General features: G+C 70.1%; 19 protein-coding genes. 9 read left to right on the top strand and 10 right to left on the bottom strand.

The genetic code is table 11. From position 1 onward, the window contains the following. Window positions 1-56 precede the first annotated feature (56 nt). The gene (locus tag AC3EO7_RS04805; RefSeq protein ID WP_357409388.1) at window positions 57-299 is read left to right on the top strand and encodes a DUF2530 domain-containing protein; all 243 of its coding nucleotides are present in this window, start codon (window positions 57-59) and stop codon (window positions 297-299) included. On the opposite strand, the gene AC3EO7_RS04800 is transcribed toward AC3EO7_RS04805, so the two are convergent. Beyond that, window positions 300-2348 carry a neutral/alkaline ceramidase gene (locus tag AC3EO7_RS04800; RefSeq protein WP_435590538.1) on the bottom strand — a complete coding sequence of 683 codons (2049 nt, stop codon included), beginning with the start codon at window positions 2346-2348 and terminating at the stop codon, window positions 300-302. Between the two features lie 127 nt (window positions 2349-2475). On the opposite strand from AC3EO7_RS04800, the gene AC3EO7_RS04795 reads away from it, so the two are divergent. Next, complete coding sequence (locus AC3EO7_RS04795) at window positions 2476-3090, top strand: TetR/AcrR family transcriptional regulator (RefSeq protein ID WP_431963814.1); 615 nt, start codon at window positions 2476-2478, stop codon at window positions 3088-3090. Window positions 3091-3097: 7 nt separating this feature from the next. Here AC3EO7_RS04795 and AC3EO7_RS04790 read toward each other — a convergent pair whose 3' ends face one another. Then, a complete protein-coding gene (locus tag AC3EO7_RS04790; RefSeq protein WP_435590537.1) occupies window positions 3098-5863 on the bottom strand; it encodes a sacsin N-terminal ATP-binding-like domain-containing protein in 2766 nt (921 codons plus the stop codon). A 158-nt stretch (window positions 5864-6021) separates the two neighbouring features. Next, the gene (locus AC3EO7_RS04785; RefSeq protein ID WP_435590536.1) at window positions 6022-8193 is read right to left on the bottom strand and encodes a DUF3027 domain-containing protein; all 2172 of its coding nucleotides are present in this window, start codon (window positions 8191-8193) and stop codon (window positions 6022-6024) included. Window positions 8194-8210: 17 nt separating this feature from the next. Between AC3EO7_RS04785 and AC3EO7_RS04780 the strand changes: the two genes are divergently transcribed. The 3 genes from AC3EO7_RS04780 (at window position 8211) to AC3EO7_RS04770 (ending at window position 11445) form a co-directional block, all read left to right on the top strand. After that, window positions 8211-8984: a glutaminyl-peptide cyclotransferase gene (locus tag AC3EO7_RS04780; protein ID WP_435590535.1), complete on the top strand. Its 774-nt coding sequence runs from the start codon at window positions 8211-8213 to the stop codon at window positions 8982-8984. An 89-nt stretch (window positions 8985-9073) separates the two neighbouring features. Further along, entirely contained in the window at window positions 9074-10918 is a 1845-nt protein-coding gene (locus AC3EO7_RS04775; protein WP_435590534.1) for an MFS transporter, read from the top strand. Then, window positions 10915-11445, top strand: coding sequence for a DUF2771 domain-containing protein (locus AC3EO7_RS04770; protein WP_431963804.1), 531 nt, complete (start codon window positions 10915-10917; stop codon window positions 11443-11445). Before AC3EO7_RS04775 ends, AC3EO7_RS04770 begins: the two co-directional genes overlap by 4 nt. A 95-nt stretch (window positions 11446-11540) precedes the next feature. Here the strand turns inward: AC3EO7_RS04770 and AC3EO7_RS04765 are convergent, their stop codons facing one another. Further along, window positions 11541-11966 (bottom strand): cold-shock protein, encoded by a 426-nt coding sequence (locus AC3EO7_RS04765; protein WP_431964515.1) that lies wholly within the window; start codon window positions 11964-11966, stop codon window positions 11541-11543. 203 nt (window positions 11967-12169) lie between these two features. On the opposite strand from AC3EO7_RS04765, the gene AC3EO7_RS04760 reads away from it, so the two are divergent. Next, a complete protein-coding gene (locus AC3EO7_RS04760) occupies window positions 12170-12412 on the top strand; it encodes a hypothetical protein (protein WP_431963802.1) in 243 nt (80 codons plus the stop codon). A 376-nt stretch (window positions 12413-12788) separates the two neighbouring features. Beyond that, window positions 12789-13421 (top strand): resuscitation-promoting factor Rpf1 domain-containing protein, encoded by a 633-nt coding sequence (locus tag AC3EO7_RS04755; RefSeq protein ID WP_435590533.1) that lies wholly within the window; start codon window positions 12789-12791, stop codon window positions 13419-13421. 82 nt (window positions 13422-13503) lie between these two features. On the opposite strand, the gene AC3EO7_RS04750 is transcribed toward AC3EO7_RS04755, so the two are convergent. Continuing rightward, window positions 13504-13692: a hypothetical protein gene (locus AC3EO7_RS04750; protein ID WP_068056142.1), complete on the bottom strand. Its 189-nt coding sequence runs from the start codon at window positions 13690-13692 to the stop codon at window positions 13504-13506. Between the two features lie 269 nt (window positions 13693-13961). Here AC3EO7_RS04750 and AC3EO7_RS04745 point away from each other — a divergent pair, with 269 nt between their 5' ends. After that, window positions 13962-16259: a helicase-associated domain-containing protein gene (locus tag AC3EO7_RS04745; protein ID WP_435590532.1), complete on the top strand. Its 2298-nt coding sequence runs from the start codon at window positions 13962-13964 to the stop codon at window positions 16257-16259. Here the strand turns inward: AC3EO7_RS04745 and AC3EO7_RS04740 are convergent, their stop codons facing one another. Then, complete coding sequence (locus AC3EO7_RS04740; RefSeq protein ID WP_431963796.1) at window positions 16260-16787, bottom strand: LppU/SCO3897 family protein; 528 nt, start codon at window positions 16785-16787, stop codon at window positions 16260-16262. It abuts the gene before it with no gap. Window positions 16788-17075: 288 nt separating this feature from the next. Here AC3EO7_RS04740 and AC3EO7_RS04735 point away from each other — a divergent pair, with 288 nt between their 5' ends. Further along, window positions 17076-17915: a hypothetical protein gene (locus tag AC3EO7_RS04735; RefSeq protein WP_435590531.1), complete on the top strand. Its 840-nt coding sequence runs from the start codon at window positions 17076-17078 to the stop codon at window positions 17913-17915. Window positions 17916-17922: 7 nt separating this feature from the next. On the opposite strand, the gene AC3EO7_RS04730 is transcribed toward AC3EO7_RS04735, so the two are convergent. From AC3EO7_RS04730 to AC3EO7_RS04715, 4 genes are all read right to left on the bottom strand, one after another. Further along, window positions 17923-19314, bottom strand: coding sequence for a M1 family metallopeptidase (locus AC3EO7_RS04730; RefSeq protein ID WP_435590530.1), 1392 nt, complete (start codon window positions 19312-19314; stop codon window positions 17923-17925). Window positions 19315-19386: 72 nt separating this feature from the next. Further along, window positions 19387-20025 carry a LysE family translocator gene (locus AC3EO7_RS04725; protein WP_431963789.1) on the bottom strand — a complete coding sequence of 213 codons (639 nt, stop codon included), beginning with the start codon at window positions 20023-20025 and terminating at the stop codon, window positions 19387-19389. A gap of 57 nt (window positions 20026-20082) precedes the next feature. Next, window positions 20083-20751 (bottom strand): DUF3239 domain-containing protein, encoded by a 669-nt coding sequence (locus AC3EO7_RS04720; RefSeq protein ID WP_435590529.1) that lies wholly within the window; start codon window positions 20749-20751, stop codon window positions 20083-20085. Window positions 20752-20791: 40 nt separating this feature from the next. Further along, on the bottom strand, window positions 20792-22450 hold the full coding sequence (locus tag AC3EO7_RS04715; RefSeq protein ID WP_431963785.1) for a DNA repair helicase XPB: 1659 nt from the start codon (window positions 22448-22450) through the stop codon (window positions 20792-20794). Between the last annotated feature and the right edge of the window lie 61 nt (window positions 22451-22511).

The following is a 22511-nucleotide window of genomic DNA, read 5'->3' as shown; positions in this document are numbered from 1 at the left end:
AACGATACGGGACCGGCCGACTGCGGGACGCCTGTTCCCGCCGCTACGCTGAGGCCGTGACCCAGAAAGTGCCGGAGATCCCGCCGCGGCTGACCGATCCGCGGCCGGTGCTCGCCGTCGGCAGCGCCCTGTGGGTGATCGCCACCATCGTCGTGTGGGCGAGCGGCGAGCGCTGGGAGTCGGCCCGGCCCGTCTGCCTGATGGGCCTGGTGGTCGGCCTGATCGGCTTGACCATCTTCCTGATCCAGCGCCGCGGCGCCCGGCGCGGCGACAAGGGCGCGCAGACCGGTCTGCGGTGATCAGCTCACCTGGAATTCCGCGCTCACCCCGGTGAACGGCCGCAGCACGCCGTCGGCGCCGAGGCTGTCGGCGAAGTGCACGAACCGATAGTCGCCCGGCTCCGCGTCGGCGGGCACGTCCCAGCTGAACCCGGCCACCGATTCGGCCGAGCCGCGTGTGCTCCAGTGGTATCTCACCGCCCACTCCCCCTCGTTGGCGACGCGCACCCAGCCGCTTCCGGTTCGGCGCTGCACCTCGAGGAAGGTGCCGTTGCGGCGCGGGTTGTGCTTCGGATGCGCCGAAACGAATTCGGCGACAACCCTTTCCCCGCGAGCGCAGGAGGCGGGCTGGATCAGCACGTCGCCGAAGCCACGCCCCGGCGGAGTGGCGTCCGGCCCCGGCGCGGGCACGAAGTTCGGCTGGAGGTTCGACACGTCTCGCGGGGCCGGGCCGCGCGGAACCGCGGTGCGGGCCGCGAAAGCCGTTGCCAGGCGGTGGAATTCCTGCTGGTAGGCGGGCAAGGTGTAGCGCCCGTACAGCGTCGACGCGCCCTCGTACTGCTGGGCGTCGTATTCCTCCGGCGTGGTGACGTATTCGTGGTAGGCGTTGGCATAGCCCTGGAGCAGCACCTGGTCCAGACCGACGCCGAGCGCCTCCGCCACGGCGCGGCGCACGCGCAACCCGGACACGATGGTGAACTCACCGCCCGCGGCCGCCAGATACAGCTCGCCGATCCGCACCAGCTGGATCGGCACCACGCTCGGCACCCACGGCACCGGCGGCAGCAGACCGAGCGGCGCGGCGATCGCCTTGGGCGCCTGGGCATCCGCGAGCCAAGCGGGCGCAGGCTGGTTCGGATCGCCGAGCGCGCCGAGGAACGGATTGCGCACGCCCTCGGGAATCGGCCCGCCCGGCAGGCCGGGCCCGTCCTCGACGCTGCCCGCGATCAACGAGACGCCCGCGGCGGCCGAGGCCGTGTGCCGCGGCTGACCGTCCGGGGTGAAGCGTCCGTCGACCGCGATATCGGCCAGGTCGATGTAGCAGAGGAGGGAATCGATCGGTCCGCTCAGCGCGCGCGCCGCGGTCAGCGCGTTCTTGGCGGCGCGGTACTGCCGCTCACCGATCAGGCGGGTGTTCTCGAACTCGTCCTCGGTCGGCCCGGAGCCGGGGCGCAGGTTCAGGTTCGGCGACATGTCGCCCGCATTGGTCTGGGCGAAGGCGGACACGAAGTCCGGTGCGCCGTCGAGGTATCGGACGCCGTGTTCGGTGTGCTCATGGGTGAAGGAGGCGTAGCCCTTGTTGTCGGCGCTGATCAACCGGTTCGCGTTGGTCATCGAGGTGTTGTGGGTCGCGAACCAGGTGATGGCGCCGACCCGCTTGCCGCCCTTGGCAATCGAGAGCGTGGTCACGGCCGGGTCGATGGCCTCGGGGAAGTGATCGCGGTCGGCCGCGGGGTTGCGATCGAAGGCGACGCGCGAGCGGTTGACGCTGGCGTCGTGCAATTCCGCGCGGCCGAGCGCTAGGGCGGCGGGCGCGAGATCGGCGTGCGCGGCCGCGATGGCCTCGACGATCCCGTTCACCTCGGCGTCGTACACCTGCTGCTGGAAGCCGAGGATGGACAGGTTGTAGGCATAGTCGTGGCTGGAGCCGCCGCAGGTCGCGTGCGAATGGGTCGAGGTGAGCAGCACGTTCTGCTCGGTGTAGAGATCGCCGAAGCGGCGGGCCAGCTCGAGCAGCACGCCGCGGTGCACCGACTGGAAGATCATGCCGTTCTCGGCGACGACGAAGACGATGCGCCGCCCGCCCGCGGCGATCACGTACGCACGGGCGCGCGGACGCAGATGGATGCCCGCGGTGGTCTGCTCGAGCTGGGAGTAGCCCATCATCCCGCATTCGGCGGCCGGCCCGGTGAGGTCGGAGAGGCCGACGCCGGCCTGGTAGCCCGCGTCCGGTGCGGCGGCGGCGCTCGCCCCGAGTGTGGCGGTCAGCCCCGGCACGACGCTCGTGGCGGCGAGCGCGGCCGAACCTACCGCGGTTCGGGCGAGAACCGTTCTGCGTGGCACCGGCATCCGAGCCTCCCTTCTTCCGTTTTGGCAGCGAACCACACAACTGGACATTCGTCCAGTCCAGATTTTTCTGCGGCGCGAATTGACTGCGCGCGCTGCGGGCGCTTAACTCGCTGAGGTGTCCTCCCGATTGAGCGTCGAAGAACGACGGGCCCACCTTATCGAGGCCGCGATCGGCCTTGCCGAAAAAAAGGGCGTGGCAGGCGTGACCACGCGCGATGTGGCTCAAGCAGCCGGTGTCTCGCTCGGTGTGGTGCATTACTGTTTCGAAAATAAGGACGCGCTGATGACCGAGCTGGTCAAAGCGTTGTCGATGGAATTACGCGATTCCGTCGACGCCAATGAAACAGTTTGGCAAGACGTCGAAAGTGGAAAAGAAGCGCTTCAAAAATTGGTGCGCGCCGGGCTCGAACTGATGTGGCTCAACATCGAGGCCACACCGGAACGACAACTGCTCACCTACGAAACAACGACTTATGCGTTGCGCGAAGGGGAACAGACCCCGAAAAAACTCGCCATCGCGCGCGAGCAGTACGCCTTCAACGACTCGACGCTCACCGATATCCTCGACCACGCGCGCGACGCCACGGCCACCGAGTGGTCGGTGCCGGTGCAGACCCTGAGCCGCTTCACCCTCAACGTCATCGACGGCGTCGTGCTGCGCTGGCTCGTCGACAACGACAGCGAGGCGGTGCGCACCCAGCTCGATCTGCTGAGCGAGATGATCGCGGGGTACGCGGCGTAACAGCCGCTCAGGAAGCCGCGGGCGACGTTCCGTCGACCGCGGCGGGCATGCGGACGTGCGTCTCGGTTCCCGTACGCCACCATGGCACGGACACCGTGCCGGTCGCCGCCCCCGAAAGACGTACCCGCAGGTCCTCGTGCAACACCAGCTCGCCCTCCTGCGGCGCGAGCGAGAACAGTTGGCGCAGCACAACTCCCAGCGGCGCCGCAGACCAGGAGGTGCGCAGGCCTGCGCCGAGCACCTCGGCGGTAACCGACTCCGACACCAGCGGCAGGTCGAGCAGGGTCGCCAGGCCGGATGCGGTCTCCTGATCGCCGAAGACGAGGCGATCGGGCGGCAGCGCGAGGCCGAACCACAGCAGGTCGAGCACCATCGCGTCCGAGGCGGCCACCGTCGCGCCGGACAGCGCGCGCACCCGTTCCGGCAGCACCAGCTCGGTGAGGTCCAGGCGGTCCGCCACGGCAGCAAGGTGGCGGTGCGCCCGCGAAACGACTTCCGGCTCAGGGCTGTTCGCCGGATCGGCCAGCGCGGCCAGCAGGGCGTCGGCCAGGTCCGGGGTGATCCGCTCCGGATTCGCGAGGACGGTGCGCAGCACCTCCAGGTCGGCGTGGCTCAGGCCAGGCACCGCGAATTCCGGGAGGAGGCCGGTGAATTCGGCGTCGCGGGGATGGCGGTAGTGGCCGAGCGGGATGCCGTCCAAACGCGCGTGCCTGCGCAGCCACCAGGCGGTGTAGCCGTCCGGGTCGGCCAGCAGACGCCTGGTCCGCGGTTCGGAAAGCAGCTGGTGCAGGGCGTCCGGCCAGGCGATGTCGTCGACCAGGTCCAGATCGCGGACGGCGACGAATTCGGACGGCTCCTCGGGCAGGCCTGCCCACCAGGCCTCTTCGTCGTCCAGATGGTGATCGGGTCCGGTCGGATCGGACTCGGCGACGATGCCGAAATCCCAGCCGACACCGACGGCTCGCAGCGCCTGCGCGCCGTACTCGGCCACGACCTCCTCGGAGAGGGTCCCGAGCGGCGCGTCCTCGACCAGCAACGCGTACAGCGGCGCCTCGGGCAGCAGCAGTTCGTCGGCGGGCAGCAATTCGCCTGTGGCGTCCGGCAATTCGATCATGCCGAGCCAGGGCGGCAGCGCGTCCGGATCAGCGTGCGCGGCCAGGCGCAGCACCGCGTCGACCAGGTCGGGATCGTCCGGGTGGTCCGCCAGGTCCGCGTGCAGCGCCGGATCGGCGAGCAGGTCCTCGGCGGTGGCCGAGCGAGCGCCGAGGCGCGACAGCAGCGGGTGCGCGGCCTCCGGATGCACGAGGCGCGCCCAGTGCAACGGGATGGCGACCTCGAGCAGGTCGTCCAGGACGACGGTGCGCGGACCGGTCACCAAGCGGCCGTCGGCCAGCGGAACAGCGAGCGCCCCGAGTTCCTCGGCGGTCAGCGGGTCCACGACGAACGGTTCCAGCGCCGCGTACCACTCCCGCCACCAGGCGGGCGGGCGATCCACACCGCTGGAGAGCTCCGCGAGCCTCGCCAGGCCGAGGCGGTGCACGTCGAGCACCGCGAGTGCTTCGGTGTGGGCGCGGTCCGACAGTTCGGGGATGACGAGGGGGCCGACCACGTCGTCGAGGAGGCGGGCCAATTCCGGTGTGAGGTAGGGGAAGACGCTCGCGCGAGTAGGCACCGCCGTGGGTGCCGCGTCTCGATCCAGGTCGACGCCGTGGCCGAGCTCACCGGCGCGATCGACCGTTTCCGGGGTGTCGGCGTCCGCCGGACCGGATTCGGTGCGCCGCGTGCTCGTGTCGACCACGGGCAACCACGAGTGGGTTTGCAGTTCGCGGACGAGGGCCTCGCGGAGCAGGCCGTCGGCCTCGCTGCGGGCGAAACCCGGCGCGGGGACCAAGACGAGCCGGTCGGCCGGGGGCAGCGCCCGTGCGAAATCGGCATAGCCCGAGGCCAGTTCGGCGACGCGGGCGCCGGGCAGCAGGCGGCGCCGGTCCGGCTGCATCGGGATATCGGCGATCAGCAGGGCGGGCAGGGACAGTTCCTCGTCGGAACGAGTGGGTGCCCGCAGGACGTCGTGCGGCGCGGCGTGGGGCTTGCCGTCGCGCAGCGGCAGCAGCCATCGCGCGCGCGGCGTACGGAACTGCCACCAGGTGCGGCGGCGATCGTCCGGACCGGTCACCCCCAGTTCCGCCAGACCGTCGCCGAGTTCGCGCACCACGGAGGTGAACTCGGCGTCATCGATCCGAAGGACTTGCAGGGCGGGCAGTTCCAGGAGCAGATCCGCGGCCTCGTCGTGCATGGCGGTGAGTAGGGCCTCGGCGTCCACGTCGGCGCGCAGGCGCACCACGACCTCGGTATCGAAGCCCGGTGCGGGGCGGGCCTCGACGGGCCAGGCCAAGCGAAGCGCAGGGGGTTGGAAGGTCGGCGCGGCAGGGTCCGCATCGGCAGGCCGATCAGGACGCACCGCGTTCGGCGTGGCTATTCCGCCCTCGCTCAGCGCCTCTCGCGTTCTGTCGCGGGAGAGGTGCAGCGATCCGGTGGTGGAGCGGAACTCGATGTCGTCGCTCACCGCGAGCACGGCGGTGAACCCGACGCCGAAACGACCGACCGTGGCTGCCTCGGCCTTTCCGGAAGCCCGCAGAGCCGTGAGGGCGTGCACGCCGGAAACGTCCAATGGCGCACCGGTGTTCGCGATGGACAACGTACGACCGTCCAGCTGGACGCGAACCCGGCCGGGGACGCCCGCCTTGGCCGCGGCGTCGGCGGCGTTCTGCGCCATCTCGGTCAGCAGCCGGTCACGGTAACCGGCGCGGACCAGATCCGCCTCGGTGGCGGCGTCCTCCCGAAGCCGGGTCGGCGAATCACGCCACGAGGCGAGAACGGCGGCGCGCAGCCCTTCGGTGCCGAACGGGTCGGCCGAGCCGACCAGTTCCGCGGCTATGACCCGGACTCCGGCCGCGATTCCGCCTTGTCATCCGCACCCGCCTGCGCGGCGGGCGTCGAACCCGGCTCGGCGGCAACGTCGCTCGCGGGCGCTTCGGTGCCCGCGGCTGTGGCGGCGTCCTCCGAAAGCGACGGCTGCACATCGTCGGCTTCCGCGTTGACCGCGGTCGACTCGGCGGCAGGTGTTGCATCAGCCAGGGATTCGGCCGGGCTCGTCTCCAGCGGCGGCACTTCACCCGTCACCGGCTCGTCAGCGTCCGACTCCGAGGGGGCCGAGGCATCATCCGAAACCGTTGGTGGCACATCCTCCGCTTCCACGCTCACCGCGCTCGACTCGGCGACAGGTGTTGCATCGGTCGGGGATTCGGCCGGGGTCGCCTCCAGCGACGGCACCTCAGCTGTCACCGGCTCGGCGGCATTCGACTCCGAGGGTGCCGAGGCGTCATCCGAGGTCGACGGCTGCACGTCGCCTGCGTCCACGCTCACCGCGCCCGACTCGGGGGCGGGCGTTGCGTCGGCCGCCGGGCTGCTGTCGACCGTCGACGCTTCGCCAGTCACCGATTCAGCCACACCCGGCTCGGCAGTGCTCGACTCCGAGGCCGTCGGCCCCTCGCCTGCTTCCGCGCCCGGCTCGACGGCGAGGGCTGCGTCGGTCACCGACTCGGCCGCTGGGCTGCTCTCCACCATCGACGCTTCACCGGTCACCGCTTCGGCCGTCTTCGCCTCGGCGGCAGGCGCTGTGTCAGCCACGGATTCGGCTGCTGGGCTCGTCTCCAACGATGCCGCTTCACCGATCACCGATTCAGCCGCAACCGACTCGGCCGCAGGCGCTACGTCAGCAACCGATTCGGCCGCCGGGCCGGCATCCAACGACGGCACTTCACCGGTCACCGGTTCAGCTGCGTTCGTCTCCGCGTTCGCCGATTCGTCGAACACCGGCGCATCGGCAGCGGTCCGCTCCTCGGCTGCCGCTTCGCGCACGCCGCTCTGCTCGGGGGTCACGGTCTCATCGGCGACCGAACCGCCGAGCTCCGAATCCTTTTCGGCATCCACCGCGGCGGCCACAGCCGATTCGGCGGTGGTGGCGTCGGCAATCGCTTCCGGATGCGCAACGGGTTCGGCGACGGCCGCGGTTTCGGCGACCGGCTTTGCCTGCTCGACCCCGAGATCCTCGGCAGCGGCTACGCCCTCGGCCGAATCGCCTCCGACCTCGGTACCGGCCGACGTGTCGATGGTCGCGGTCTGCTCGCCGATCGAATCGACAGCGGCGGCAACGCTCTCCCCGTCGACGACCTGTGCCTCGGTCTCGGCGGCCGCGGAAACACCTTCGTCCGCGGCAGTTTCGGCACTCACGGCTTCGGGAGCGGACTGCGCCCCGTCACCGGCGACGACGTCGGACCGGCTCGCGGGCTTGCCCAGCTCCTCGGACGGAATCACGTCGAAGGCCGCGTCGTCGTAGGCCTCGTAGAGCGGGGAGCCGCTGCCGGTCGGCGCGACCACGTCGGAGTGGGCTCCGCAGCCGTATTCGGCGTGCACCACGCGGCCGTCGGCGCCCATCGCGTTGCCGCAGACGCCGAAGGCGGCGCGCAGCGCGCCCGCCAGCGGCAGGTAGAAGCCGCACGTGCCGCAGGTGGCGGGGGCGGCCTTGGCCATGTCGGTGTCGGGGCCGTATTCGGAGTACCAGCGTTCGGCCGCCTCGACGCGGCCCTCTTCGCTGAGCACCTTGGTGCGGCCGAGGCCGATCTCCAGCGCGACCTCGTCGATCTCGGGATCGCTGCTGGCCACGTAGCCGGGCGCAAGGCGCGGGTCGTCCTGCGCCGGGGCGAGCAGGTCGCCCGGCGACAGGTCGCCCGGGCGGATGCGCTGCTCCCACGGCACGAAGTCGGGCGCGACGAGCGCGTCGGGGCCGGGCAGCAACGCGGACTCGCTGACCGTCGCACGGTCCGCGTCCGGCGGCGCCGCCACGACCACGGCCCACTGCCAGCCGCGATAGCCGGGCAGCGTGGCCTCGAACCGATGGGTCGCCGCGCTCTCGTCCTCGGCGCTGACACCTAGGTGCGCGCCGACGGCGGAGGGCTCCAACTCCAGGAGCGCACGGCGGGCCAGGTCCACGGCTTCGGCGAGTACCGGCCGGACGTCGGGCTCCGAAACAGAAACTGCGCTCACGGCCTACATTTTGCCGTATGGAGCTGAATCCGCGTGCGTTGGCCATCGGTGTGCTGGTCGGTTCGCTCCTGACGGGCGGTTGCGGCGACGCCGAGCCGGAGCCGCCGGGGCTGCGGATCGAGGTCGTCGGCGTCCGTCCACACGATCCAGGGGCCTTCACACAGGGGCTCGAGGTGGACGGCGACACCCTGTACGAAGGCACCGGGCTGCGCGGCCGCTCCACCGTGCGCGCCACCGATCTGCGGACGGGCGCCGAGCTGACCCGCGTCGAGTTGCCGGAGCCGTATTTCGGTGAAGGCATCGCCAGAGCGGGCGACACCCTGTGGCAGCTGACCTGGCAGGACGGCGTCGCCTTCGCCCGCGATCCGGTCACCCTCCACACCCGGACAGAGGCCGCCTATCAGGGTGAGGGCTGGGGGCTGTGCGCCCGCGACGGCCGGCTGGTCATGAGCGACGGGACGAACACGCTGACCTTCCGCGATCCGGTCACCTTCACGCCGACCGGTTCGGTCACCCTCCGTGGCCAGAGGGGCGCGCACCTGAACGAACTCGACTGCGCCGCGGACGGTTCGGTCTACGCCAACGACTACCCGACGAACCGGATCCTGCGCATCGACCCCGATTCCGGCGTCGTGCTCGGCGTCGCCGACGCCTCCGCGCTGCTCACCCGCGAGCAGCGCGCCGACGCCGAGGTGCTCAACGGGATCGCCCAGCTGCCCGGCACCGATCGCTTCCTGATCACCGGGAAATACTGGCCGGCCATGTTCGAGGTCCGTTTCGTGCCCGCCTGAGCCGTCACGGGACGCGAGGAACGTCACTTCTGGCCCGCAACGTGGAGCGCCGGTGAGTTCCTGTCGTCGCAGTACGACAGAATTGAGGGGTGACTACTCCGCGCGATCCCTTCGGTCCCGAGCGTGGTCCATGGGATGGCGAGGAAGCGCCGATCGGCCGGCATCCCGGCTACGACCGGTATCCCCCGCCCAGCGCGCCGTCCGGGCGCAGACCGCTGCCGCCGCTGGATCCCCGCCGCCACGCGCCGCAGCGCGACCCACTCGGTCCGTTGCGCAAGACGCCGCCCGAACTCGATCCGCCCGGACGGACGGACAGGCCGCCCGCCCGCTCCGGTCCGCCCGACGAGCCGACCCGCAAGACCCCGCGCCGCGTCTTCCCGCACACGCCCGCGCAACGGCCCGCCGACACCAAGCGCTTCGAGGCGCAGGACCGGCCCCCCGAACCCGAACGGCAGGAACCCGCCGCACCGCCGAGCGAGCAGCGCGCTCCGCGCAAACTGACCGTCACCAGGGTCGCCGCACTGCGCGGCAAGGAACTCACCGAGAAGGGCATCGCCACCTTCCAGCGCGCCGCCAAGGCGGACGGCGCGGACAAGTCCGGCCTCACCGCGCTGACCTACGCCACCATGGCGAACTTCGCGCTGGACGCCGCGATCGCGGTGGCACTGGCCAACACGCTGTTCTTCGCCAGCGCAACCGCGGAGAGCAAGTCCAATGTCGCGCTGTATCTCTTGATCACCATCGCGCCGTTCGCGGTGATCGCGCCGCTGATCGGCCCGCTGCTCGACCGTCTGCAGCGCGGCCGCAGGCTGGCGCTGGCGACCTCGTTCGGGGCGCGCGCCGTGCTCGCGGTGGTGCTGATCATGCAGTTCGACACCTGGGCGCTCTATCCGCTCGCGCTGTGCATGATGATCGGCAGCAAGTCGTTCTCGGTGCTCAAGAGCGCGGTGACACCGCGCGTGCTGCCACCGGATATCGACCTGGTGCGCACCAATTCCCGGCTCACCGTCTTCGGTCTGGTCGGCGGCACCATCGGCGCCGGAACCGTCGCCGCGCTGATCGCGACCATCGCGGGCTCCACGGGGGCGCTCGTGCTCGCCGTCCTGATCGCGGGCGCGGGCACCTATCTGAGCCTGCGCATCCCGAGCTGGGTCGAGGTGACCGAGGGCGAGGTGCCCGCGACACTGAGCTATCACGGCGACGACGCGCACACCGAGGTGCTGCGCCAGGGCGCGCAGTCCGCGGTGCCCGCACGCAAACGCAGGCAGCCGCTCGGCCGCGCCGTGGTGACCGGACTGTGGGGCAACAGCGCCATCCGCGTGCTGACCGGTTTCCTCACCTTTTACGTGGCGTTCGTGGCCAAGGCGACCGAGCATCGGCCGGTGCAGCAGGCGGCGATGCTCGGCGCGGTCGGCGCGGCCGCCGCGATCGGCAACTTCACGGGCAACGCCACCGGCGCCCGTCTCGCGCTCGGCAGGCCATCGCTCATCGTGCTCGGCTGCACCGCCGCGTGCACCGGGGTCGCGATCTTCGCGGTGTTCGCCGACAACCTGCTCGGCGCGGCGGTGGCCACCCTGGTCGCGGCGGGCGCGAGCGCGCTGGCGAAGGTGTCGCTGGACGCGTCGATCCAGGACGACCTGCCGCCGGAGTCGATCGCCTCCGGATTCGGCCGCTCGGAGACCGTGCTCCAGCTGAGCTGGGTGGTCGGCGGCGCGGCGGGCGTGCTGCTGCCGACCGACTACTGGAAGGGTTTCGCGGTCGTCTCCGGAATACTCGTGCTCGGACTGATCCAGACCTTCGTCAGCTATCGCGGCCACTCGCTGTTGCCCGGCTTCGGCGGGAACCGGCCGCAGCACGCGGAACAGGAAGTGCCCGCGGCGCGTAAACCGCACGGCGACAGCATCCAACGAGAAACGGGAGATCCGATCTGGTGAACAAGCTCACTGGCCGCACCATCGCCGCGCTGTCCGCGGTCGCGCTGTTGCTGGTCGCCGCCACGGTCGCCGTCGTGGTGACCGTGACGGTGCGCAACGCGCCCGACCACGACCCCGAGATCACCGCCTACGCGCACGGCAGGTCGGTCACCGTGCCGCCGTACCAGTACTGCGACATCAGGATCGTCGGCGAGGACCAGCTCGACCTGTCCAATTGCCGCGGTGGCGAATCCATCGATCTCGAGGTTCCCGCGGGTTATCCGCTGCAACTGTCGCTGCCCCGTTCGATCGCCGACGCGCCGTGGCTGGCGCAGCTGGTCTATGCGCTGCCGAACGGCGACGTCGTGGACCGCGTGGTGAGCCACAACGACTACCCCGAGGGCGCGCTCGCCCTGACCATCGATTCGCGGCCGCTGCCCGAACTCAGGCTCATCGGCGTGGAATTGCAGCTGCCGGTGCCCGCGATCGACGAGAACGGCAGGGAGACAACCGTTCCGCACGCCGCTTGGTCGATCCGCACGGCCTGATCGCTCGATCCGCCGGGCGCACACGGCATCCCGGCGGATCGGTCACGACAGGGACCGGATCATCGGCGCTCGACCGAGCGAGCGCTCGCGGCTCGTCAGTGGTCGAGCTCGCGCGCGACGGCGCGGACGACCTCGGAAATGGTGCGCGCGGACTTGCGATCCGGGTACCGGCCCTTGCGCAGGTCCGGCTGCACCTTGGTCTCCAGCAGGGTGATCATGTCCTCGACCATCCCGTGCAGCTCGTCGGGCGTGCGGCGCGGGCCGGTGGGCTCCTTGCGGGCACTGCGGTCGCGCTCCTGGCCCTGCCGCACCGACGGCGGCGCCTCGAGCAGCTTGAGGCTGAGCGCCTGCGGACCGCGACGGCCCGCGGCCATGCCGAATTCGACACGCTGCCCGGGCTTCAGGCCTTCGACACCGTCGGGCAGCGCGGACGAGCGGACGTAGACGTCCTCACCCTCGTCCTGGGAAAGGAAGCCGAAGCCCTTTTCGACGTCGTACCACTTCACCCTGCCGGTCGGCACTGCGCTCACCCGTTCATCATTCGACACCCGGACCCGGTCGGTCCGAGCACACCTGTCTGCTCGAAACTGCGCGACGAATTCCCGCCGGGAGCAGTTCCTGTCAGTTTGCGTAAAGAACGCGCCCCACAAGCCTGTAGGACGCGATTGTCATCGAGTCTACCCCGGTGGCGATAACCGAAGCACATCAGTTTTACCGTCGAGAGGTGACGAACCCTTCCGTACCGCCGCCGCCGAGCAGCTCGCCGCGCCGGTCAGGAGATTGGTTGTTGAAGCTCGCGCTCGGCCTGTTCGCGGTCGGATTGCTGGCCATCATCGCGATCTTCCTGACGCCGATCCTCACCGACGGGCAGCCGGGACTGTGGCTGTATCTGCTCGCGATGCTGACGCCCGTCGGCTTCCTCTGCGCGCTCGTGTTCGCGCTCTGGTCCGGCCGCCGGTCCAGATGACCGGCAACTGGGTACCCGAGCCTTTCGTTACCCACCCTGCGGTGTGATCCTCGTCACATCAAGCACGAGTCACGGACCGGCAACGGACCGGAGCCATCCACGCGCCGCGGCTTCTAGCTGCGCGGAAGCGATTTCGCAGCGGCCGAGACCACATCGAGACCGACGGGTACACGCCGGTTATCAAATAGTGATTTTTCGCGGCGATCGACGTACGGTCTATCCCAGCCGGGACACCCGGCACCACCGGCCCGCCGCACCGAACCTCGCCCCGCGGGTACCGGACCCCGACGGAAACAGGGGCGGGGGCGGGACGGACGACCTCTCAGTCCGAACCCGAGCGAAACCTCGCAGGTGCGGACGAGAGGAAGAACCCGATATGAGTGGACGCCATCGCAAGCCGACCTCCACCGGGCGCACCGTAGCCAAGGTCGCCGTCACCGGCGCGATCTTCGGCACCGCAGGTGTTGCCCTCGCGGGAAACGCCAGCGCGGCTCCCGACTCCGACTGGGATCGCCTCGCGCAGTGTGAAGCGGGCGGCAACTGGGGCATCAACACCGGCAACGGTTTCCAGGGCGGCCTGCAGTTCTCCCCGAGCACCTGGAACTCCCACGGCGGCCAGGAGTACGCGGCCACCGCCAACCAGGCCAGCCGCGAAGAGCAGATCGTCGTCGCCGAAAAGGTCCTGGCCTCACAGGGCTGGGGCGCTTGGCCCTCGTGCTCGTCCAAGCTGGGGCTCAAGAGCTCACCGAGCCAGCGCAGCGCTCCGGCCACCGTCGACACCCCGCGGTGGGCCCCCGAGCAGTCCGCCCCGCAGCAGGCGCAGGCCGCCGACGCCAACCAGGAGATCTTCCAGGCCGTCGACCGCGCGATCGCCGCGGTGCAGCAGCAGGGCGTGCAGATCCCGCAGCCCGCACTCGATTTCTTCAACGCCGCCAAGGCGAACGGGGTCACGCTGGACCCCACGGTCGTGAACTTCTACGAGGCGAACAAGGGCCTGCTGCCCTCCTGAGTTTCGCCCGTTCACGAACAAGGCCCCCGCATCAACGAGGATGCGGGGGCCTTGTTCGTACCTACGGCCGTGATCGGCGAGATCAGCGGTTGATCACCGTCTGAGGGTGCACGTAGGCCAGTTGCTCGGCCGGGACCGGGAACTCGGTGTCCTCGCCGTAGGGCGACAGGCCACCGGAACGGGTCGACGAGAGCTCAGTGACCGCGTGATCACCATCGGCCACCTGGGGCCAACCGTTGTCGACATAGGGTTTCTTCGATTTGTTCACCACGCCCTCATGCTAGCGGGAGGTGCAAACCCCCGCGTTCGAGCCTCCTTCCCCTCTGACCTGCTCGAGCCGGGTCGCGCCACCGGAGAACCTCCCGCTCCGCCGGCAGCGCTGATATGCCTTACGCGACGGCAGATTTCGCACGGCCCGGGTACCTCACCGGGGACGAGCCAACTCAGCCATCTCCTTGCCGCCGGCCGCCAACGCAACCCAGCCCCGCACCTGAGCCTGGCCTTGAACGCGGAGAGGCGGGACAGATTAGGCTGGATTGGATGACCGTGACCAGTGCCCTTGCCGCGTGGCTCGGCGCGCGCAGCGATGACCAACTGGTGCACCTGCTGCAATTGCGGCCCGATCTCGCCGTGCCGCTGCCATCCTCGATGGCGGTGCTCGCGGCCAGGGCCGAACAGCGCGCCTCGGTGCTGCGCGCCACCGACGATTTGAACACCCTCGACTTCGCCCTCGTGGAAACGCTTGCGGTGCACGGTGCGACGCGAGCGCCGGGCGACAGCACGCCGCTGACCCGCAAGGCGTTGCACGCGCAACTGAAAGGACGCGCGACCAAGGCCGCGATCGAGGAGTCGCTCGATCGGCTGACCGCCCGCGCACTGGTCTGGCTCGACCGTGACGATCTGCACCTGGTCGCCACCGCGGCCGAGGCGCTGCCCTGGCCGATGGGCAGCAGCACCGAGCTGCCCGACGCGCTCACCGAAGCCGAGATCACCGCGGCGCTGGCCGAGATCTCCCCCGCCGAACACGCCCTGCTCGAGAAGCTGGCAGGCACCGGTCCGCGCGGCCGCACCAGGGACGCCGCACCTGGCACCCCCGCCGACCGCCCGGTCCAGCAGCTGCTCGCCCGCCGGCTGTTGCACCGCGTCGATGACGAGACCGTCGAGCTGCCGATCACCGTCGGCCAAGTGCTGCGCCGCGAGCCGGTGACCCACCCGCATGCCCTCATGCCCCCGAAGCCGGAGCTGACCAAGCAGGCCCCCGCCGAGGTCAACGCCGTCGCCGCGGGTGAGGTGGGCGAGCTGTTGCGCCATTGCACCGACATCCTGGAAGCGCTCGGACAAGCGCCTGCGCCCGCCCTGCGCGCAGGCGGGCTCGGCGTGCGCGAGCTGCGCCGCATCGCCAAGCAGACCGGCATCGACGAGATGCGGGCGGGCCTGCTCGTCGAGCTGCTGGCGGCCGCGAAGCTCATCGAGAAGGGGCAACCGGATCCACCGCCGGATTTCGACTCCGTGGACGACTTCTGGGCGCCGACTCCCGCCGCCGACGGATGGCTGGAGGGTCCGGCGGCCCGCCGCTGGACGGTGCTCGCCATGGTGTGGCTCGACCTGGACCGGATGCCGTGGATGATCGGCATGCGCGACGCCAACGACAAGCCGCTGGCCGCGCTCTCCCTGGAACTGCGCACCCCGACCGCGCCGCGCGACCGGCGCGCCGTCCTCGAACTGCTGGCCGAGTATCCGTCCGGCGCCGCCGTAGCCCCCGCCGACGTCGGCCGCATCCTGGCCTGGCGGCAGCCGCGCAGGCGCAGGCACTTCCGGCGCGAGGCGGTCGAGAACACCGTGCGCGAGGCGGCCGAGGTCGGTCTCGTCGGACGCGGTGCGCTCGGGTCGCCTGCCAGGGCGCTGCTGCACGGCGGGGTGACCAGTGCGGCCGATGCCGAGGCCGCCATGGAGGCGGCGCTGCCCGCCCCGGTCGACCATGTGCTGGTGCAGGCCGACCTGACCGTGATCGCGCCCGGTCCGCTGACGGCCGAGCTACAGCAGCGGGTCGCGCTCGTCGCCGACGTCGAATCGGCGGGTGCGGCAACGGTTTACCGAATCGGCGAGAACTCGGTGCGACGCGCGCTCGACGCCGGGCTCACGGCCGCCGAGCTGCACACGCTCTTCACCACGCACTCGCGCACGCCGATCCCGCAGGCGCTGACCTATCTCATCGATGACGTGGCCCGCAGGCACGGCAGGCTGCGGGCGGGCATGGCGCAGGCGTTCGTGCGCAGCGACGACCCCACGCTGCTCGCCCAGGTGCTCGCCGCGCCGGTCGCTTCCGCGCTGGCGCTGCGCGCGGTGGCCCCCACGGTCGCGATCTCCCAGGCGCCGCTGGGCGAGGTGCTCGAACAGCTGCGCGCGGCCGGTTTCGCGCCCGCGGGCGAGGATTCGGCGGGCGCGATCGTCGATCTGCGCACGCGCGGCGCCCGCATCTCGGTGCGCCCGAACGCGCGCCAGGCCTACCGGCCGACGCCGCCGAGCACCGAACAGCTCGAACTGCTCGTCGCCGAGCTCAGGGCGGGCGAGCGCGCGGCAAGCGCCCGCGCGGGCCAATCGGTGCGCACGGACGGCACCAGAACCAGCACGGCCGCCACTCTCGCGCTGCTGCAACTGGCGGCGCGAGTGCGGCGGCCGGTGAATATCGGCTATGTCGACGCCTCTGGCGTCGCGTCTCAGCGCGTCGTCGAGCCGTTGAAGGTCGGCAACGGGCAGCTCGACGCGTTGGACCCGGTGACAGGCGCGGTCCGGCACTTCACGTTGCACCGGATCGCGTCAGTCGCGCTGCTGGAATGATCAGCTGTTGGGCTTGCCCACGCAGAACAGGGTCTTGGGGTCCGAGACGGTGATGAACTCCTCGGCGCTTTCGCAGAGCAGTTCGTCGGTCTGACCGTCCACGCGCTGCAGGACCTTGAACGTGGCCTCGGTCGAGGAGCAGTCGACCCACTTGTACGGCGAGGTGCCGACGTCGTTGTAGCAGCTGCCCTGGGCGAAGTTGGGCGCTAGGCACAGGAACGCGGTGCCGCCGCTGGCCAGCTGCTCGGTGTAGCTGGTGTACTCCTTCGACGCGCATTCGGTCTGCTGGTCGAAGCTCTGGTGCACCTTGTACACAGCCTTGGGCGAGGAGCAATCGATCGGCTCGCCCTCGGTGGCGGTCGGCGAGTTGTCGGTGATGTTGATGCAGTCACCGACCTTCGTCTTGGCCACGTCGGACTTGGTTGCGTTGTCGATCGCCGAACAGCCGGTCACCGCGACCGCGAGCGCGGCCACCGCCAGGAGGGCGAGCACAACACGTGCCAGCAGCCTCGTTCCTGGGAACTTCACGGGAAAACCTCTCTCACCGAATTCGTTCACGGGCGTGAACGCGGTGAGGATACCTTCACGATCGCGGTGACCGCATCAGCCTCGTCGAACGGCGGGCGGTGGCTCAGAAGCCGGCGCCGTACATTCCCAAGATCGCGAAGCCGAGCACTCGCGGGAGCAGTTGACCGAGCAGTTGCAGACCAAAGTAGTTCACTAGCAATGCCTTCCGCAGATCGTCCACTTGGTGGACGTTCGTCCAATACGTCGACTGTGTCGTCCTCGAGCGGCGCGTCGTTACTCTTGGCAGGTATGACGCTCGAGGACGTCGCGGGCGAGCTGTACGCGGTGCAGCCCGCCGAGTTCGTCGCGGCGCGCGCCGCGCGGGTCGCCGAGGCCAAAGAGGCAGGCGACAAGGAGCTCGCGTCCGCCATCGGCAAGCTGCGCAAGCCGACGGTGACCGCGTGGGCCGTGAATCTGCTCGCGCGCTCGGTCCCGGACGAGGTGGACGCCCTGCTGCGGCTCGGCGACGCCCTGCGCACAGCGCAGCGCAAGCTGTCCGGCGAGCAATTGCGCACCCTCACCACGCAGCGGCAGCAGGTGGTCAACGCACTGGCCCGGCGGGCGGGGGCGCTGGCCGCCGAGGTGAGCAAGCCGCTGAGCGAAAGCGCGCTGCGCGAGGTGGGCCAGACGCTGACCGCGGCCCTCGCCGACCCAGAGGTCGCCGAGCAGGTGCGCACCGGAACGCTGGCCACCGCCGCGAGCTACGAGGGATTCGGCCCCGCGGGTCCCGCGCTGGTCGCGGTCGACGGCAAAGGCTCGGCGCCGTCGAAGAAGAAGGCGCGCGAAACGCCGAAGAAGCAGCCCGACGCGGAGGCCGAGCGGGAACTCGAGGACGCGCGCGCCACCCTCGAATCCGCCCGGGCCGCACTGGATTCGGCGCAGCAGCAGGCCGATGAGACGACGGCGCGGCGCACCGGGATCGAGGACAGGATCAGCGAACTACGCGCCGAACTCGAGCACGCCGAGCACGAGAAGCAGTTCGCCCGCACCGCCGAACGCAGCGCGCAGGAGCAGCTGCGCGCGGCGCAGCGTCAGCTCGACCGGGCCCAGCGGTGGGTGCGGCGGGCGCAGGATCGGGTGCGGGACTGACCCGAGGTCAGAGCCGCAGGTCGCCGGGGTACAGATATTCGTCGGCGGGCGGGGAGGTCTGGTTCAGCCACGCGTCGAAGAATCCCGTCAGATCCGTCCGGGTCTTCGACTGCACGAAGGTGCGGAACTCGGGCATCGAGGCGTTCCCGTAGGCGTGCCTGCCGAGGAATTCCCTGATCGCGCCGAAGAACACGTCGTCGCCGAGCTGCTTGCGCAGCGCGTGCAGGAACAGCGGGCCGCGATAGTAGACCGAGGTGAATTCGAAACCGGCGCCGGGATTTTCCAGCGGGATGTCCCAGAAGCGCTGCTTGTCATACCATTTCGCGATGGTCTCGCGATACTGCGCGTCGACGTCCTCGCCTTCCATCCGCTCCGGCCACAGGTACTCGGCGGTGTAACTGGCGAAGCATTCGTTCAGGCAGATGTCGGACCACTGCCGCACCGACACCGCGTCGCCCCACCACTGGTGCGCGATCTCGTGCACCACGGTGTGCAGATCGCTGCGCGGCGAGTAGATCGGACGGGTCTGGGTCTCCAGGGAGAATTGGATGTCGGCGTCGACGTAGATGCCACCTCCCGCGTCGAACGGGTACGGCCCGTAGAGCTGCTCGGCGAAATCGAGAATCTCGGGCAAGCGCTCCTCGTTCTCCCTGCTGTGCTCCGCATCGGGAGCGAAGGCACTCAGCAGCGGGGTGCCGTTGGCGCGCCACTGCTCGAGGAAGCTGAAGTGATCGATGGCGACGGTGGTCAGGTAACCGAGGACCGGCATGCGCGATTCCCAACTGACGGTGCGCTTGTCGGCGAGCACCGTGTTCTGCGTGCGCAGCCCGTTGGACATGACCTCCCACTCGGCGGGCACCGTGGCGTGCAGCGCGAAGGTGGCCTTGTCCAAAGGGGTGTCGTTGAGCGGGTACCAGGTGGTCGCGGAGTGCGGCTCACCGGCGACGAACGCGCCGCCGCTCGGCGCGAAGGTCCAGCCTTCGCCCACGGTGCTCGTCATCTCGCCCGCGTAGTCGACGGTCACCGTGAAGGGCAGTCCGGGCAGGATCGGCAGCAGCGGGGTGACGGTGAGTTCGTGCTCGCCGTTGCGGTCGAAGGAGGCGGGCTGATGGTTGACCGAGACCATCCGCACCTCCGGCCCGGCGAAGTCGAGGTTGAACGCGCGCAAAGCCTGCGTCGCGACGGCGTCGATGCGGGCGGTGCCGGTGAGCTGATAGGTCGGCGGGTCGTAATCGATGGTGACGTCGTAGTGGCGCGCGTCGTAGCCGCCGTTGCCGTCCATGGGGTAGTAGGGATCGTCCAAGCCGGGGGCGCCGACGAACAGATCGGCGTTCGCGGGCCCGGCTGCCGTGAGCAGCAGGACGGCGACCGTGCCACACACCAAGCCGGACAACCTCATTCGACCACCGCCCCTTTCCACCACACCCCGAACTCCGGTACCGACGTACCGCGCACGTGGATGGTAGCCGGTTCAGTCGGCCGTGCCGCTGAGCGCCACCGACGCGCCGAGTCCGACGATCATCGCGCCGCCCGCGCCGCCGACGGCTTCGAGCCTACGCGGCGACTTGGCGAACCAGCTGCGGGCCGAGGCCGCCAGCAACGCCCACGCGCTGTCGGAGACCAGCGCGATGGCGAGGAACACCGACCCGAGGACGACGAACTGCCACGGCAGCGAACCGGAGGCCGGATCGACGAAATGCGGCAGCACGGCGGAGAAGAACACGATGCCCTTCGGGTTGGTCACCCCGACGATCACGCTCTGCCGGAAGACGCGTCCGTCGGCGACGGTGTCCGCGCTCGCGCCGAGCGCGTCGCGCAGCGCCTTGCGTTCCCGAATCGCCTGCACGCCCAGATAGACGAGGTACAGCGCGCCCGCGAACTTCACCACGGTGAGAGCCAACGACGACGCCGCGAGCAGCGTGCCGAGCCCGATCGCGACGAAGATCAGGCAGACCAGCACGCCGACGCAGTGGCCGACGGCCGAGATCAGCGCGGCCCGCCTGCCGAGGGCCAGCGCCCGTCCGACGGTGAACAACACGCCGGGACCGGGTATGACGACGATGAGAGTGGCTGCGGCCATGAACGCCACCAGGTTGGTCATGGGAACCATCGGGGCAGTCTAATTCGCGGCGCCGCCGACGCGGCGTGTCGCGCGAGACCCGCCGGGTCAGTTGCCGAGATCGTCCGGCAGCTGCTGCGGATCGAGCAGCAGGCGCTTGGCCGAGGTGCGGCGCACCTGCGCGGCGAGCGCGAGATTGTCGGTGAGCAGCCGCCATTCGACCTCGCTGATGGCGGCGCGCGCCCGATCGATGACCCGGCCGTCCCTGGTCCCCCAGGCGATCGGCATGGCGCTCACCGACTGCCAGCGCTCCCCCACCTGGCGCGATGCGCGGTCGGTGCGGATCGCGACCGAGGGCACCCGCTCGCCCGCCCGCTTCTGGTGGCCGGGCAGATCCCGCACCTTGCGGGTCACCAGTGCGTAGCGCGGATCGGTCGCTTCCGGTGTCGACACGTCGACGAGCGCGAGCAGCACGACCCCGGTCGGATAGGTCTCCGAGACCACGGCGGGCACGAGTTCACCGTCGGCGTAGAGGCGATCGATGCTGGACCGGTGCGGCGCCCACAGCGCCACCCACAGCGACGTCACCGCGCCGAGCGTGGAGGCGACCGCGAGCAGGTAGGACCACGGATGGCCCAGCCAGATCAGATAGGCCGTCACGGCGGCGGATACGACGGCCGCGGCGATCGCGACGACGCGCAACCGGCGCAGATCGGCGAACACTTCGTTCACCGCATGGGCATGCCTGCGGTCCACCGCGAATTCGAAGCGTCGCACGTTACTTTCCTAGCACACGTTGCGGAGGATTTGCCTCCGCTTATCCGATGGCAGGCCCGAGCAGGTCGTCGGCGTCCGTGATGCGGTAGGCGTAGCCCTGTTCGGCGAGAAAACGCTGGCGGTGCGCCGCGTATTCGGCGTCGAGGGTGTCGCGAGCGACCACCGAATAGAAGTGCGCCTGCCCGCCGTCCTGCTTCGGCCGCAACAACCTGCCCAGCCGCTGCGCCTCCTCCTGACGCGAACCGAAGGTACCCGAAACCTGCACCGCCACGGAGGCTTCCGGCAGATCGATGGAGAAGTTGGCGACCTTGCTCACCACGAGCACCGGAATCTCGCCGCGCCGGAACGCGTCGAAAAGTTCTTCGCGCTCTTTGGTTTTCGTGGAGCCCTGGATTACCGGCGCGTTCAGATCGGCGCCCAATTCGTCGAGCTGGTCGAGGTAGGCGCCGATCACCAGACTCGGCGCATCCTTGTGCTTGGCCAGAATCGATTCCACCACAGCGATTTTGGTGCGCGCGGTCGAACACAGCTTGTAGCGCTCCTCCGGCTCCGCGGTCGCGTAGGCCATGCGCTCGGCGTCGGTGAGCGTCACCCGCACCTCGATGCAGTCGGCCGGGGCGATCCAGCCCTGCGCCTCGATGTCCTTCCACGGCGCGTCGTAGCGCTTCGGGCCGATCAGCGAGAACACGTCGCCCTCGCGACCGTCCTCGCGCACCAGCGTGGCGGTGAGGCCGAGCCTGCGGCGCGACTGGAGGTCCGCGGTCATCCGGAAGACCGGCGCGGGCAGCAGGTGCACCTCGTCGTAGATGACCAGGCCCCAGTCGCGGCTGTCGAACAGTTCGAGGTGCTTGTACTCGCCCTTGGTGCGGCGGGTGATCACCTGGTAGGTCGCGATGGTGACCGGCCGGATCTCCTTGCGCTCGCCGGAGTATTCGCCGATCTCGTCCTCGGTCAGCGAGGTGCGGGCCAGCAGCTCGCGCCGCCACTGCCTGCCCGCGACGGTGTTGGTCACCAGGATCAGCGTGGTGGCCTTGGCCTTGGCCATCGCCGCCGCGCCGACCATCGTCTTGCCCGCACCGCACGGCAGCACGACCACGCCGGAGCCGCCCGCCCAGAACGAGTCCGCGGCCATCTGCTGGTAGTCGCGCAGATGCCAGTGGCCGCCGGTGTAATCGAGCTCGATGGCATGCGCCTCGCCGTCGACGTACCCAGCCAGGTCCTCGGCGGGCCAGCCGATCTTGAGCAGCATCTGCTTGATCCGGCCACGTTCGGACGGGTGCACCACCACGGTGTCGTCATCGATGCGCGCGCCGAGCATGGGGGCGATCTTCTTGTGCCGCAGCACCTCTTCGAGCACCGCGCGATCCAGGCTGACCAGCGTCAGGCCGTGCGCCGGATGCTTCACCAGTTGCAGCCTGCCGTACCGGGCCATCGTGTCGACGACATCGACCAGCAACGGCTGCGGGACCGCGTACCGGGAGAAGCTGACCAGAGCGTCGACCACCTGCTCGGCGTCGTGCCCGGCCGCGCGCGCGTTCCAGAGCGCCAGCGGCGTCACCCGGTAGGTGTGCACGTGCTCGGGCGCCCGTTCCAGTTCGGCGAAGGGCGCGATGGACTGGCGCGCCGCGTCGGCCAACTCGTGGTCGACCTCCAGCAGCAGCGTCTTGTCACTCTGAACGATCAGCGGACCGTCGGTCACAGTCTCTCCTCGTATCGGGCGGTGCGGACGTCGTTCGCCCGTGCGCGCCGGTTTCGGCGCT

The sequence above is a fragment of the Nocardia sp. bgisy118 genome (genome assembly GCF_057708605.1).
The sequence above is the reverse complement of the archived record's forward strand: the minus strand, read 5'-3'. Positions and strand labels throughout refer to the sequence as shown.

Bases quoted from the DNA above. Each gene is read 5' to 3' on its own strand.
- AC3EO7_RS04755 (WP_435590533.1), top strand. From the start codon at position 12,789: ATGAGTGGACGCCATCGCAAGCCGACCTCCACCGGGCGCACCGTAGCC.
- AC3EO7_RS04725 (WP_431963789.1), bottom strand. From the start codon at position 20,025: ATGGTTCCCATGACCAACCTGGTGGCGTTCATGGCCGCAGCCACTCTC.
- AC3EO7_RS04735 (WP_435590531.1), top strand. From the start codon at position 17,076: ATGACGCTCGAGGACGTCGCGGGCGAGCTGTACGCGGTGCAGCCCGCC.
- AC3EO7_RS04730 (WP_435590530.1), bottom strand. From the start codon at position 19,314: ATGAGGTTGTCCGGCTTGGTGTGTGGCACGGTCGCCGTCCTGCTGCTC.
- AC3EO7_RS04790 (WP_435590537.1), bottom strand. From the start codon at position 5,863: ATGGCGCAGAACGCCGCCGACGCCGCGGCCAAGGCGGGCGTCCCCGGC.
- AC3EO7_RS04745 (WP_435590532.1), top strand. From the start codon at position 13,962: ATGACCGTGACCAGTGCCCTTGCCGCGTGGCTCGGCGCGCGCAGCGAT.
- AC3EO7_RS04800 (WP_435590538.1), bottom strand. From the start codon at position 2,348: ATGCCGGTGCCACGCAGAACGGTTCTCGCCCGAACCGCGGTAGGTTCG.
- AC3EO7_RS04780 (WP_435590535.1), top strand. From the start codon at position 8,211: ATGGAGCTGAATCCGCGTGCGTTGGCCATCGGTGTGCTGGTCGGTTCG.